We start from the raw sequence: 13,737 nt of genomic DNA, 5'->3' as shown, positions 1-13,737 counted from the left end.
ACTAGGCGGGGCTCAAAGATAGGAGCAGCGGTTAAGCGGTGTTACTTAGAATACGTACTGCAGACGGCCGACGATGGCTTTGCCGTCGTCCTGGACATTCTTGCCACCAACCTGATTGTTGGTGTTGATGTTGTCCACTTCGTAGTCGATGTAGTTCAGGCTGACACGTACTGCAGGAGTCGCGAAGTAGTTGACACCGACCACCATGGCGCTGGCTTCGAACTCGTCCGAAGTATCTGCGGCAACGATGTTGGCCAGCCCCAAGTTGGCAGGGATGGCGGTGGCATCGGAATCCACAGTGGTGCTTTCGTAGCGAGCGAATACTTCCCAGGTGCCTTTCATGTCAACCGGCTTGTCCCAACGACCGTCACTGCCCTTGTAACCACGGGAAGTACCGAACATGTAGGAAACTTGAGCGTGGTAGCCGCTCAGATCAACGTCAGAATTGGCACCTACAAGGTTCTCGCCGGAAATATTGCGCTGGAAGTATTCAGCCTGGGCACGCAGGCCACCGAACTGAGCACCGGACTCCAGTACCCATTCGCTGTCCTTATCGGCCACACGTACATCACCGAAGGTCAGGCGGAAATCCTTGTCGCTACGGATACCCATACGGGTACGGGCACGGGCACGGCTGTCGTCAGGGCTGCTGTTGTGGTAGTTGGCGGCCAGGTGCACAACATCGGTGCCATTCAGGTACGGAGCCCAATGTGCACGCAGGGTGTAGCCGAAGTTTTCGTCGTTGCCCTTGTCGTTGGCGGTGCCGTCTTTTTCCTTGTCACCGTAGTGGGCGGCCTGGGCCATCAGGCCGTAGTTGTCGCCCGAGTGTTTGGCCATGGCACCGAACTTGGTGTCTTCATCGCCATTGAGGAAATCGTACATGAACGGACGTTCGATGCCGGTGATCCAGGACGAGCTGGTGGTGTTTTCCAGACCGTATTCGCCGCCGTAACGACCCACGGTGATGGTGGCCAAGTCAAAGCCGCTGTAGGAAACAAACGCGCGGTCGACTTCAGTTTTGGTTTCGTCGTTGTTGGCACCGGCGTCGCCACCATTGTAGCTCAGACGCAGACCCCAACCCCAATCGGTGTAGGCGGTGCCTTCCAGGCCGAACTCGCCACGACGGATAAAGGTGTTGAAAGTGTCATCGAATGGGCGGTTCTGATCGGCAGCCTGCAGACCATCAAAGTTGGTAGCATCCCACTGCAGTTTGCCGTTGATCTTGAAGCTGAAGGCTTTGTCGGTGGTAGCGACTTCCAGACCGCCTTTGGTCTTGATCACGATATCGGCGCCGTCAGATGTGACAGTACCGGCGAAAGCCTGGGCGGAAACGGCCAGGGCCAGAGCGCTGGTTGCGAAGCCGGCCATTACTCCACGAAAGCTGTGCTTACGGATCATCGAAGATTCCTCTAAATGGACTTTTAAGTGTTGAAAACACCCGAGCGCTGGGGCTCGTTCGTGCTGGAGGGAATCTTGGCGGCGGGATATTTCAGGGCAGTTGCTGATATATAAATATTTGATTACAACGGAACTTTTTACTTCCTTTACCTATAAGTCATAAAAACCGCTCTAGCCCGCTGCTTTGCCAACGGCCCGCCGCCATTGCAGCGACGGGCCCTGTTCGGCTCAAGGTTGCCGACGCAATGCCCGGCTAAACCAATAATCCAGACTTAGCCAACGCCCAGCGCCGCTGAAGAACAGCGCCACCAGCATCACCAGGTAGGTGGCGGCAAACTCGATACCGTTGTTCAGCACCACCAGCTTGCCGCTGCTGGTCAGCCAGTCGTAATTGCCGTGTTCTTTAAGCAGTTCGCGGGCACGTTCAAGCTTGCCCACCGAGTCCATGACCCGCTCATTGGCGAACGGCGCGCTGGCATCGGCAATCGCCTGCCAGCCATAGGGCAGGTGCACGGCGAAGATCGCCACCAGCATGGTGACGATCAGCGGAATGCTGACCCAGCGCACTGCCAGGCCGAACAACAGCAGCAGCGCCCCGCCCGCCTCGGTGAGCGCCGCCGCCCAGGCCAGCAGCTCGGGGAATGGCAGCCCTAGGCCCCAATCCGGGTTGCCGAACCAGGCGGCGGTGGCGTCGATATCGGCCAGCTTGTGCATGCCCGCCATCCAGAACACAGGCACCAGATACAGGCGCAACAAAAGCGGGCCAATAAAGTCCAGGCGACGAGAAGCATCCAGGGCGTCCTGGAGACGATTGAAAAAGCTCAGCATGATAAATCTCCACAAGCCGGCGCTTGGCGCCGAGGGTCAGGTACTGCGAGGGGTCAAGGGCACCAGATGCCCTGCTTATGCCACTCCTCCAGCAGAGTTTGGGCGTTGTTGAAATAGGCGTTATCGGCGTTGAGACCGTGCTGCTGTGCCAGCTGCAGCAGGGCCGGTTCGCTAGCCTCACCAGCCTGCAGACGCGCCGCCAACTGGTAGGCAAAGGGGCTGATTTGCATAAAGCGCACCTTGTCCTGCGCATCACGCCAGACCAGCAGACAGGTCGGATCGGCATCAGGCGCACAAGGCTGAAAGTCCACACCAATGCGCTGCACCGGCCACTGATACGCCAGCGGCCAGGCCAGTGGCGACCAACCCTGCGCAGGCAGTTCGGCCTCGCTGACATCCAGCGCCAGCTCGACCCATTCGTAATGCGCCAGCTCCAGAATAAACGGCGGGTCACCCGCTTCGGCGACGTAGCCCTGCTGTAACCAGGCAAGAAACTCCTGGCTGATCTGCAAGAAATACGGCGTGCGCGCCTGATGCTCGGCAATAAAACTGCGCACCAGGCGCTGCCAGCGATCAGCCTCAATCAGCCGGTGCAGCACCGGGAAGGCGCCGCTGATAAAGCCTTCGATATTGTTGAAGAACAGCGCTTCATACACCGCCATCCGCTCGGCCGTAACACCCTCAAGCAATGACTGCTCTGCCGGCTGGCGAATACGTGCAGCAAACGCGCGTTGTGCGTCAACGCCGCTCATGTGCCGTAACTCCGCAGGGGCGTCGCTGCCGCCTGAAACTGACGAATCTGCGCCACCTCGGCATACAGCTCGGCAATCGGCGGGAAGTTGAAATCCCGTTCCAGCAAGGTCGGTCGCACGCCGTGCACGGCGTAGGCCTGCTCCAGCAGCGCCCAGACCGGGTCGATCACCGCCGCGCCGTGGGTGTCGATTTTCAGATCGCTGGCCTGGTCGTAATGTCCGGCCACATGCAGATAGGCGATGCGCGCACTGGGCATGGCTGCGATATAGGCCGCCGCATCGAAGTTGAAATTGATGCTGTTGACGAAGACGTTATTCACGTCGAGCAACAGCTGGCAGTCGGCCTGTTCCAGCACCGCGCTGACAAACGCCGCTTCATCCAGCTCGCCCGGCAACTGCGCGTAGGCCGAAACGTTCTCGATGATCAGCGGACGCTCCAGCACGTCCTGCACGATACGCACGCGCTCGGCGATACGCAGCACCGACTCCTCGGAAAAGGGCAGCGGCATCAGGTCATAGAGCTGGCCATGGTCGGCGCAGGCCGACAGATGCTCGCTGTAACCGCGCACACCGTGCTGCTCGAGAAAGCCCTTGATGGCCTTGAGCAGCTCGATATCCAGCGGGGCAAAACCACCGAGATTGAGGGACAGACCATGGCAGAGCAATGGCAGGCGCTCGCTTAAGGCACGCAACTGCTTGCCCAAACGCCCGCCCACGCCGATCCAGTTCTCCGGCGCCACTTCGAGGAAATCCACCTCGCCTGCGCTGCAGTCCTGCAGCGCGCCGAGCAGGCCGCGACGCAGGCCCAGCCCGGCACCGTTAACGAAATCCATCTGCATGTTCTGCCCCTGCACTCAGTCCGTTACTCGGTTTTCTGCTCGCCGCCGCACTTGCCTTCACCGCATTTGCCTTCGCCTTCGGCCTTGGCTTCGCCACCGCATTTACCCTCGCCACACTTGCCTTCGCCTTCGGCTTTTTTCATCTCGCCGCCGCATTTGCCTTCACCGCAGCTGCCTTCGGCGGATTTCTCGCCAGCAGCCAGGCTGTAGCCGCTGCTCAATTCCTGCGCGGCAAACGGGTTGCTCGCGGCCTGCACGCTAAATGCAGCGCTGCTCAGCAGCACGGCGCCCAGGGATGCAACAACAGTGTTCAGATGGTTCATGGCAACGCTCCAATGGTGGTTTACAGTGGCGGCCGATTGGCTGCCTCGGCCCAATAGACGCGGCAGACACGCGGCTGTTACAGACAACCCGTAAAAAGAATTCTGCGCTGGCTAAACCCTAGAAGATTTTTGCCGCCAGCCAAGCGATCCGGCACACTACGCCCCCCGAGCAAATGCTCGTTTTCAGCCTGCAGACTCCGTATGACCCGATCTCCGCTCCGCCGTCTCGTTTTTGGCACCCTGCGCCGCGTGCTGTACCTCTGGGTGCGCTCGGAAACCATCAACCAGTCCGCCTTTACCCTCAAGCTCGACCGCAGCAAGCCGGTGTTTTACGTGCTGCAGCAGCCGTCGCTGAGTGATCTGGCTGTGGTCGATACCGAGTGCCGCAAGGCCGGCCTGCCGCGCCCGGTGCTGCCGGTGGCCGTGGGTGAACTGCTGGAGCCTGCCGCCTTCTTCTACCTGACCCCGGAGCCCGATTGGCTCGGCCGGCAGGACAAACGCGGCATCTCGCCCACCCTGCAACGCCTGGTCAGCGCGCTGAGCCAGCATGCGGTGGACGATGCGCAGATCATCCCAGTCAGCGTGTTCTGGGGCCAGTCGCCGGACCGTGAAACCAGCCCGTGGAAGCTGCTGTTCGCCGACAGCTGGGCGGTTACCGGGCGTCTGCGCCGGCTAGTCAGCATCCTGATTCTCGGTCGCAAGACCCGGGTGCAATTCTCCACGCCTATTCATATGCGCGAGCTGATCGAGCAGGACAAAGGCCACGAGCGCACCCTGCGCATGGTCCAGCGCATCCTGCGCGTGCACTTCCGCAACCAGAAGGCCGCCGTGATCGGCCCGGACGTCTCGCACCGACGCAACCTGGTCAAAGGCCTGGTGCACGGCCCGCAGGTGCGCCAGGCGATCATCGAAGAAGCCGAACGCGAGAACATCAGCCTGGAGAAGGCCGAAAGCCAGGCGCTGCGCTATGGCAACGAGATCGCCTCGGACTACACCTACACCGCCATTCGCTTCCTCGAACTGGTGCTGAGCTGGTTCTGGAACAAGATCTACGACGGCATCAAGGTCAACCATATCGAGGGCGTGCAGGAAGTCGCCCAGGGCCACGAGGTGATCTATGTGCCCTGCCACCGCAGCCATATCGACTACCTGCTGCTGTCCTATCTGCTGTTCCGCAATGGCCTGACGCCGCCGCATATCGCCGCCGGCATCAACCTGAATATGCCGGTGATCGGCAGCCTGCTACGGCGTGGCGGCGCGTTCTTTATGCGCCGCACCTTCAAGGGCAACCCGCTCTATACCGCAGTGTTCAACGAATACCTGCACACCCTGTTCAGCAAGGGCTTCCCGGTCGAGTACTTCGTCGAAGGCGGCCGTTCGCGCACCGGGCGCATGCTGCAGCCGAAAACCGGCATGCTGGCCATCACCATGCGCAGCTTCCTGCGCAGCAACCGCCTGCCGGTGGTGTTCGTGCCGGTGTATATCGGCTATGAGCGCGTGCTGGAAGGCCGCACCTACCTGGGCGAGCTGCGCGGCGCGAGCAAGAAGAAAGAGTCGATCTTCGACATCTTCAAGGTCATTGGCGCGCTCAAGCAGCGCTTTGGCCATGTCTGGGTCAACTTCGGCGAGCCGATCAAACTGGCGGAATTCCTCGACAGTGAGCAACCGGACTGGCGCGAGCAGGATTACGGCACGCAGTACCGCCCGGCATGGCTCAATGAAGCCACCAACAACCTCGGCGAGCGCGTAGCCCAACACCTCAACGAGGCGGCGGCGATCAACCCGGTGAACCTGGTAGCCCTGGCGCTGCTCTCCACCAGCAAGCTGGCCCTGGATGAACGCGCCCTGTCGCGGGTGCTCGACCTCTATCTGGCCCTGCTGCGCAGCGTGCCCTACTCGCCGCATACCACCCTGCCGGACGGCAACGGCCAGGCGCTGATCGAATACGTACAGAAGATGAACCTGCTCGCCGAACAGAAGGATGCCCTCGGCAAGATCCTCTATCTGGATGAGCAGAACGCCGTTCTGATGACCTACTACCGCAACAACGTGCTGCATATCTTCGCCCTGCCGGCGCTGCTGGCGAGCTTCTTCCAGAGCAGCTCACGGATGAGCCGCGAGCAGATCCTGCGCTTTACCCGCGCGCTCTACCCCTACCTGCAAGCCGAGCTGTTTATCCGCTGGGATATGGACGAGCTGGACGGCGTGGTCGATCAGTGGCTGGCCGCCTTTGTCGAACAGGGCCTGCTCAAGCTTGATGGCGACATGTATGTGCGCCCCGCGCCAAGCTCGCGCGAGTTCGTCCTGCTCACCCTGCTGGCCCGCGCCATCGTGCAGACCCTGCAGCGCTTCTATATGGCCACTGCCCTGCTGCTGAATGCCGGCCAGAACGCCATCAGCGCCGAAGAGCTGGAAGACCTCTGCACCGTGATGGCCCAGCGCCTGTCGATCCTGCATGGCCTCAACGCCCCGGAGTTCTTCGACAAAAGCCTGTTCCGCCACTTTATCCAGAGCCTGCTGGAGCATGGCGTGCTGCGTCAGGACGAAGCCGGCAAGCTCAGCCATCACCCGCTGCTCAGCGAACTGGCCGAAGGCGCCGCCAAGCGCGTACTGCCGGCAGAGCTGCGCCTGTCGATTCGCCAGGTGGCCATGGATCGCAACGAGGATGTCGCCGAGCCGGTGTAAACCGGCCTGGTCATGGCTCTACGGAATCTGTAGGAGCGGCCCATGGCCGCGAATAAGGTATATGCCTAGCGTGGTCATCGCGGGCATGGCCCGCTCCTACAGTTTGCGAGATATGCATAACCCCAGGATCGATCACAACCGCCCGCCGCCATGCCCCCAGACAACGACCCAACCAACAAACCCTCACGCGCCGAGTTTCACCAGGCCAACCAGGCTCGCGCCGAAGCTGAAGCGCAGCGCCTGCTGGCGGCCAAGGCCGAGCTGGGCGCACGCTGGCTCAGCTGGGTTGCTGCCGAGTTGTACGCCTTAAAACCCGCCGCCTACGCGCAGATGGTGCGCCGCGAGCTGCAGCGCTTAAACGCCTAACAACCTGTAGCCCGGATGCAATCCGAGGAAGCCTCGCGCCCTGCATGTCCGCTCCCGGATTGCATCCGGGCTACGAAGCTGGCTGCTAGCCGCGGCTTAACCCGGTCAAGCGTGACGACAACGCCTGCATGGCGCTGCTGACCTGATCCAGCGCCTGGGCGTCGCGGGCGTTTTCTTCGCTGATGCTATGGATGCGCACCGCCAGTTCGTTGATCTCCTGAGTCACATGGCTTTGCTGCTGCGCCGCCACGGCGATCTGCTGAGCGCGTTGGGAAATATCATCGAAGCTCTGCACCGTACTGGACAGCGCCGTGGCCGCGCCTTCGGCCTCGACCACCGCGTGTTCGGTACGCGCCTCGCCGGCTTGCATCGCTTGCACCGCCTGGCGTGAAGCCTGCTGCAGCGCGCTGATCATGGTGCTGATCTCATTGGCCGAGGCCTGGGTTTTACCCGCCAGGGTGCGCACCTCATCGGCCACCACGGCAAAACCACGGCCCTGCTCACCGGCCCGTGCGGCCTCGATGGCGGCATTCAGCGCCAGCAGGTTGGTTTGTTCGGAAATCGCCTTGATCACATCCAGCACCGCGCCGACCTGCTGGCTGTCTTTCTCCAGCCGGCTGATCACCATGGCCGCACCGGCCATTTCCGCCGACAGCGCCTGAATTGCCGAGCTGTTGGAGGCCACCTTCTGCTGCCCCTGCTGCACCACCAGCAGTGAACTCTGCGCGGTATTGGCGCAGTCGTTGGTGTTCTGCGCCACTTCCTGGGCACTCGACGACATCTCGGTAATCGCCGCCGCCAGCTGGGTGTTCTCCTGCCGCTGCTGCTCGGCGCGCCCGGCCAGGGTGCTGCTCAGGCCGCCCAGTTGCGCGGCTTCGGCCTGCAGATGATCGGCCTCCTCGGCAATACGCTGAAGCATGGTGCGCAACTGCCCGGCATAGCGATTGACCGCGTGACGCAGCGCGCCGATTTCATCCTCGCGCTCCACGCTCAACTCGACATCGCGGCTGGTCGAACCACGGCCCAGAGAGTCGATCTGCGCGGTGGTTTCTTCCAGTTGACCGATCAGCTTGCGCCCAGCCAACCAGGCCAGCGCCAGCAACACCGCCAGCAGCGGCAGAAGAAACAGCAGAATCTCCCAGGTCAGCGCCTTTGCCAGACCGGTAACCCGCTCCTGCGGGGTGACCAGGCCGATTACCCAGCCGGTGTCGGGCATCACAAACAGGCTGACGCGGCTGGCCTGCTTGAGCTGTTCATCGTGTTGCAGATCAAGGTTGCGAATCGCCCCTGAGCTGCTGCTGGTCAGCGCCGCCTGCACCGGCTTGAGCCAACCGTGCTGCTGCGCCAGGTCGGCGAACTTGAGCATGTCGCCGCCTTTACCCCCGGTCATACCAGGGAAATGCAGCACGTTACCGGCCTGATCGAGGGCGAAGGCGTAGCCATCGGTGACCTTGCCCTGCTCGGTGAGAAAGCGCGCCAGATCGTCCAGCAGCAGGTCCAGGGTGGCGACGCCCGCAAAGCGTCCCTCAAGCTGGTAAGGCACGCTGCAGGTCACCATCGGCACGCCGGTAAACACATCCTTATAGGCCTCCGACCACAGGCACTGACCGGCCGGGCTGCTGCGCGCGCCGGTATACCAGCCATCGTTGTGGTAACCGGGGCCATCGGCGGCGTTGTAATCATCGGAATAAGCCAGGCGACCATCCGCGCCGCGCGCCCAGAAGAAACTGCGCCGCGCCGTGCCCTCGCTGAAGGCATTTGGCTCGGGCCACACACCGCCGCCGGCAATTGCTTTATCACCCTGGCTGTCGATCAGATTGGGCAGGCTGTTGAGGTACAGCGGCTCTTCACGCGGCAGCACCTCGGCCAGGTGCGCCAGGCTGGCCGTCACCCCCTCAATGCGCGCCAACTGCAACGCCAGCTGACGCACGATGGCGCTGCCAGTCTGCTCAATCAGCTCGCCACTGGCCGCCACCACACGCGGCTGGCCACGCAGGGCCATCACGGCAAACACCGCCAGCGCGGTCAGAATCAGAAGGACGATGCAACCCAGGGTCAAACGCTGCGACAGCCGAACGGGGACAAAAGCCATGCCATTACTCCTGCTTGGAAAGGACGCTCAGAGGGACTACCAGAACTGCTTACGAACCGCTCCTAGTTCCACCAGCAAGATCAGGTACTGCAAATACAGCGTTGCCTATGCAATTTGCGTACGCGCGCTGACGCCGAATACGTCAGACGCATGCAGTGAGTTATAGATGAATAAGCGCCGGGCCGTAGCACTTAACGTGCGCCATGGCCGCTCGGCTAGTGCTCAGCCTTGTGCGTCAGCCCGCGCCGCGTGCGGTTTTTCGTCTCGGCCAGTTTGTAGGCCACGTAGTACTTGTAGATATTGCCGACGTAATCGACCGTCTCGCGGCCGACCACCCGCGCCGCCGAGTGCTCGACATTGCCGAACCAGACGTTCTGATCCAGCCCTGACTTCTCCGCTAGGCGGCGAAACTTGCGCAGGTTGCCGGGCCCGGCGTTGTAGGCGGCAAAGCTCAGCAGGGTCTTGTTCATCGGCGTCAGCTCGGGGTCGTCCAGGTACTTGTCGGCCAGCACGCGCATGTACTTGCTGCCCGCCTCAATATTCTTGTCGGCGCTCTTGTCGATACCCCTGATGCCCACCACCGGGTCCGCCGCCGTGGTCGGCAGCAACTGCATAATACCCACCGCCCCACGCGGGCTGCGCGCCGCCTGATTGAGCTGCGACTCCTGATACCCCTGCGCCATCAGCATCAGGTAGTCGAACTCATAGGTGCCGGCGTGCTTCTCAAACAAACCGACCAACTCGTTGAATTTCTTCAGCTCCGCCTCGCTGGCGGCATTCAGCACACGCTTGCTGTTTTTCACGTACTTGTTGCGCAGGCTATTGCCAAACGCCGTGCCGGCCTTGTGCTTGTCCACAAAGGCCGCCAGCTCCTGCTTGAGCAGCGGACTGCTCTTGCGGATCGCCCAGGCAAACTCGGCCCCTCATGGATATAGAACTCATCGTGAATCTGCAGCTTGCTATACAGCGGGCTCCAGGCCTCGGCGATATAGCGGTCGACCACAATGGCGTTAAGCAGCCCGGCATTGAGCATTTCCAGCAGGTCTTCGGACTCCAGGTTCTCATCGGCCGCGATGATCTTGATCGGCTTTAAGCCGCGCGCCTTGAACTGCCGATTGATCGCGACCAGGTGCTCGAAATAACTGCTTGAAGCGCGCACCGTGACCTCCTGCCCGGCGAGATCCTCCAGCGTGCTCAGCGCAGCACTGGACGGCCCGGTAATCACCGCCTCACGGATATTGCTGGAGAACGGCGCGGCAAAATCCACAGTCTGCAGCCGCCCCTCGGTAATCGTCAGGCCACCGGCGGCGATATCGCCACCGCCGCTGAGCAACCTGGGCATCAGCTCGTTGCGCGCCACCGGAATAAACATCACCTGCCAGCGCAACGACTTCTGCGCATACGGATGCCGGGCGTTAAGCCACGCCTCCAGCGCCTTGCCCAGCTCATAGCTGATGCCCTGCTGGCGGCCGCGATCGACCATAAAGAAGGTCTTGCTGTACGGCACCAGCACCCGCACCAAGCGGCGCTCACGCATGCCATCGAAGTCGCCGATCCAATCCTCCGGCACCGGCAGCACCAGGCTATCCACCTCGGCTTCTTCGGCCTCATTGAGCTGCGTCGACATCCAGTCAAACAGCCCGGCCTGCGCCACAGGGCTGGCCACGCACAGCCACAGCGCAGCCAGCACACACCCGCCCATCATCCGATAACCACGCATGGCCGCTCTCCGCCTAAGCCGTTGTCTCACTCTGCGGCTAAATACTGGCCCACACCCTGCAGCTGCGCCAGGCGAGCACAGATGCCGATTTGCCTGTGCGCGCCAGTCCGTTAAGCTCCAGCAACTGCCCCTCCATCGCACAAGGATGCCCACCATGCTTCGTTTGCTTTCCCTGGCCGCCGGCCTCGCCCTCTCCAGCAGCGCCTTCGCCCTGTCCCTCGCTGACCTCTCGCAAAGCGACGCCAGCGGCGGCCTCAAGGACGCCCTCACCCAAGGCGCCAAAGTGGCCGTGCAGCAACTGGGCAAACCCGGCGGTTTCAGCAACAACCCGGACGTGCGCATCGAACTGCCGGGCAACCTCGGCAAAGCTGCAAAAACCATGAAGATGATGGGCATGGGCGCGCAGGTTGATCAGCTCGAAGCGAGCATGAACAAAGCCGCCGAAGCCGCCGTACCGCAAGCCCAGGCGCTGCTGGTGGACTCGGTGAAAAAGATGACCGTGCAGGACGCCAAAAGCATCCTCGCCGGCTCGAACGACTCCGCCACCCAATACCTGAACAAAACCAGCCGCGAACAGATCCGCGCCAAGTTCCTGCCCATCGTCAAACAAGCCACCGACCAGGTCGGCCTGGCCAAGCAATACAACAGCTTCGCCGGCCAAGCCGCGAGCTTCGGCGTGATCGACGCGAAAAGCGCGAATATCGAGAACTATGTAACCGAGCAGGCGCTGGACGGCCTGTTCGCCATGATCGCCGAGCAGGAAGCCAGCATCCGCCAGAACCCGGCTGGTGCGGCGACCAGTTTGGCGAAGAAGGTGTTTGGGGCGTTGTAAGAAGGGTTGGATAGATGTGAAAAAGCCAGACTTTGGGGTCTGGCTTTTTTGGCACTGCAGAAGTCTGATTTATTTAAAAATAAATCTGTCCCCTTTTCCGCGCATCCAACCGCGGAGTTCGCCGCACCATGATGGAATGCATAAAGCCTGGAAACGCCATTGATGATGACGTGAAAACGTGCATTGAAGGCTTGCGAGTAAAATAGTGGTGAGACGAGTCACTATGCAACATGAGAACTGCCTCCAATCTAAAATCAAAGGCTTATGACAATTACTCTCACAAAATCACTTCGGAATTGAAAGGATAATTGTCTGAACCCACGGAGTTAACATATTCCCTAAGATGCCTGCAGGCATAGCCTCCAATGTCTTACTGAGGCGAGACAATATACCAGGCGACTCTACCTCCAATACATTTAGAGACGCATTCAGGTTTCTCTCGGACGCTGCTGTTTTTTCGCCACCAACAATCTGAGAAACCTTTTCCAAGGCCAGGAGAAAATTGTTACTTTGACTATCGCTGGCCGATAGATTCTTTATAGTTTCGATCAAACTCGTCTGATGAGTAAGCCCTTGCCCAACCAGATTATGTAAATTCGATATTTGCGACTCTAAGTTTACAATCCTACTTTCATATTGCAACGACCGCTCACATGACGCCTCCTGCCTTAACCTTAACTCTAAATTTGTCACTTCAAGCCTAGTTTTCAATTCTTGAAGAAGCACTTGATCCTTAGAGATAGACTCTATTGGTGCTTTACCCATAACAGCCATACCATAAGCATTTAGCTTCTGCTCTACCTCTTTTAAAACCTTACCATCAGGAGTTTCAATGCGCAAAGTAACGGAATTCCCACTCTGCATAATCCCCACTTTCACGGACTGATTGGAAAACTCTCTCTCAACAATCTCAGAAAAGAAATTTAAAATTGACACGCCAGCCTGGCGATATTCCGCATCGAAAACTATTGAACGCTCGATAAATGGAGCCTGAACAACTTCTGACTCGGCCACCTTAGAACCGATTAGTCTAACCGGGTTAACTTCGAGACCAGAGTATCTAGACAAATCTTGACCAAGCACTTCAGCAATTATAGAAAGGTCGCCCTCTAGAATAGACCTAGCAACCCCCCTCTCGATTTTCGATATCAGCGTTGAGGGAAACGAGCAAAAAACCCAACCTCGCTCATTCTCAATTGCATTACCTCGAGACTTCAATAGCTGCTCTTTTTCATCCTCTGAAAGCCTACTGTCTCGAAGAATAGATAACACCTTAGACCTGCGCTGCAATTCATACTGAGTGAGACCAATACTTTCTCGATCACTCTTTATAACGTGCCCCAAAAATTCATTACTCATGCCCTAACCCAGCCCTTTCTTAAAAATATCAGCCGACAATTTTTAGGCTGAGATAATTCCACGACATTTCGGATACTGCGAACGACCCCAAAACTCGTTTCCAATGTTAACACCGCGCTTAGCGAGTAGCCCGGACAACGGCAGTAACGGTGGATGAAAAAAACGTCATCCACCCTACGCAAGGATCGCTAATGTGCGGCGCGTAGGGTGGACAACGCGAAGCTTGTCCACCGGTATGTTCAAACCTTCATTACCAACCATCGTCGTCACATGCTCTACCGCCGCATCTGCCTTAACTGTAAGTCACCCTTTCGCCCTTACGGCGAGTCACTTGATTCGCTGCGCTCACCCTGCGGGCCAGCCTTTGGCTGTTACTGCGCTTCGCTCCGTATCTCTTCACTCGCGCAGAAAGTAACCAAAGAGAAAGCGCGCCCGGCATCCGGGTTTCGCTGCGCTCAACTTCCCTCGCTCCGGCGCTGCTCCGAGGGTCGTCACGGTGGGCCATCCCTGGCCCATCGTTCCTCGTTTGGCATCCATGCCAAA

General features: G+C 59.7%; 11 protein-coding genes and 2 pseudogenes. 3 read left to right on the top strand and 10 right to left on the bottom strand.

Annotation, left to right across the window (positions count from 1 at the left end):
- Positions 1 to 45 precede the first annotated feature (45 nt).
- The 5 genes from Q8O69_RS07300 to Q8O69_RS07280 all read right to left on the bottom strand — a co-directional run bounded on the left by Q8O69_RS07300 (position 46) and on the right by Q8O69_RS07280 (position 4,140).
- A complete protein-coding gene (locus Q8O69_RS07300) occupies positions 46 to 1,398 on the bottom strand; it encodes an OprO/OprP family phosphate-selective porin (RefSeq protein ID WP_305590826.1) in 1,353 nt (450 codons plus the stop codon).
- Between the two features lie 228 nt (positions 1,399 to 1,626).
- Positions 1,627 to 2,226 carry a DoxX family protein gene (locus Q8O69_RS07295; protein WP_305590824.1) on the bottom strand — a complete coding sequence of 200 codons (600 nt, stop codon included), beginning with the start codon at positions 2,224 to 2,226 and terminating at the stop codon, positions 1,627 to 1,629.
- Positions 2,227 to 2,279: 53 nt separating this feature from the next.
- On the bottom strand, positions 2,280 to 2,978 hold the full coding sequence (locus Q8O69_RS07290; RefSeq protein WP_305590822.1) for a DUF2063 domain-containing protein: 699 nt from the start codon (positions 2,976 to 2,978) through the stop codon (positions 2,280 to 2,282).
- The gene (locus Q8O69_RS07285) at positions 2,975 to 3,817 is read right to left on the bottom strand and encodes a DUF692 domain-containing protein (RefSeq protein ID WP_305590820.1); all 843 of its coding nucleotides are present in this window, start codon (positions 3,815 to 3,817) and stop codon (positions 2,975 to 2,977) included. Before Q8O69_RS07285 ends, Q8O69_RS07290 begins: the two co-directional genes overlap by 4 nt.
- Before the next feature lie 23 nt (positions 3,818 to 3,840).
- Positions 3,841 to 4,140: a hypothetical protein gene (locus Q8O69_RS07280; RefSeq protein WP_275961103.1), complete on the bottom strand. Its 300-nt coding sequence runs from the start codon at positions 4,138 to 4,140 to the stop codon at positions 3,841 to 3,843.
- Between the two features lie 201 nt (positions 4,141 to 4,341).
- Here Q8O69_RS07280 and plsB point away from each other — a divergent pair, with 201 nt between their 5' ends.
- Both plsB and Q8O69_RS07270 read left to right on the top strand, forming a co-directional pair.
- On the top strand, positions 4,342 to 6,825 hold the full coding sequence (gene plsB / locus Q8O69_RS07275; protein WP_305590817.1) for a glycerol-3-phosphate 1-O-acyltransferase PlsB: 2,484 nt from the start codon (positions 4,342 to 4,344) through the stop codon (positions 6,823 to 6,825).
- 150 nt (positions 6,826 to 6,975) lie between these two features.
- On the top strand, positions 6,976 to 7,191 hold the full coding sequence (locus Q8O69_RS07270) for a hypothetical protein (protein ID WP_305590815.1): 216 nt from the start codon (positions 6,976 to 6,978) through the stop codon (positions 7,189 to 7,191).
- An 85-nt stretch (positions 7,192 to 7,276) separates the two neighbouring features.
- On the opposite strand, the pseudogene Q8O69_RS22155 reads toward Q8O69_RS07270, so the two are convergent.
- The 4 genes and pseudogenes from Q8O69_RS22155 to Q8O69_RS22140 form a co-directional block, all read right to left on the bottom strand.
- Positions 7,277 to 7,801 (bottom strand): annotated as a pseudogene (locus Q8O69_RS22155) (methyl-accepting chemotaxis protein); the annotation flags it as partial.
- A 591-nt stretch (positions 7,802 to 8,392) separates the two neighbouring features.
- Positions 8,393 to 9,193 (bottom strand): annotated as a pseudogene (locus Q8O69_RS22150) (cache domain-containing protein); the annotation flags it as partial.
- A 305-nt stretch (positions 9,194 to 9,498) separates the two neighbouring features.
- Positions 9,499 to 10,140, bottom strand: a complete 642-nt coding sequence (locus Q8O69_RS22145; protein ID WP_371136063.1) for a transglycosylase SLT domain-containing protein — start codon at positions 10,138 to 10,140, stop codon at positions 9,499 to 9,501.
- Positions 10,083 to 11,003, bottom strand: a complete 921-nt coding sequence (locus Q8O69_RS22140) for a transporter substrate-binding domain-containing protein (RefSeq protein WP_371136062.1) — start codon at positions 11,001 to 11,003, stop codon at positions 10,083 to 10,085. The genes Q8O69_RS22145 and Q8O69_RS22140 overlap by 58 nt, the downstream gene beginning before the upstream one ends.
- A gap of 154 nt (positions 11,004 to 11,157) precedes the next feature.
- On the opposite strand from Q8O69_RS22140, the gene Q8O69_RS07255 reads away from it, so the two are divergent.
- On the top strand, positions 11,158 to 11,835 hold the full coding sequence (locus tag Q8O69_RS07255) for a DUF4197 domain-containing protein (protein WP_305590810.1): 678 nt from the start codon (positions 11,158 to 11,160) through the stop codon (positions 11,833 to 11,835).
- A 285-nt stretch (positions 11,836 to 12,120) separates the two neighbouring features.
- Here the strand turns inward: Q8O69_RS07255 and Q8O69_RS07250 are convergent, their stop codons facing one another.
- On the bottom strand, positions 12,121 to 13,194 hold the full coding sequence (locus Q8O69_RS07250) for a hypothetical protein (protein ID WP_305590808.1): 1,074 nt from the start codon (positions 13,192 to 13,194) through the stop codon (positions 12,121 to 12,123).
- Positions 13,195 to 13,737: the final 543 nt, after the last annotated feature.

The organism is Pseudomonas sp. (assembly GCF_030690725.1).
Taxonomy (GTDB): domain Bacteria; phylum Pseudomonadota; class Gammaproteobacteria; order Pseudomonadales; family Pseudomonadaceae; genus Aquipseudomonas.
Note: the sequence above shows the minus strand (reverse complement) of the source record. Positions and strands in the feature narration are given on the sequence as shown.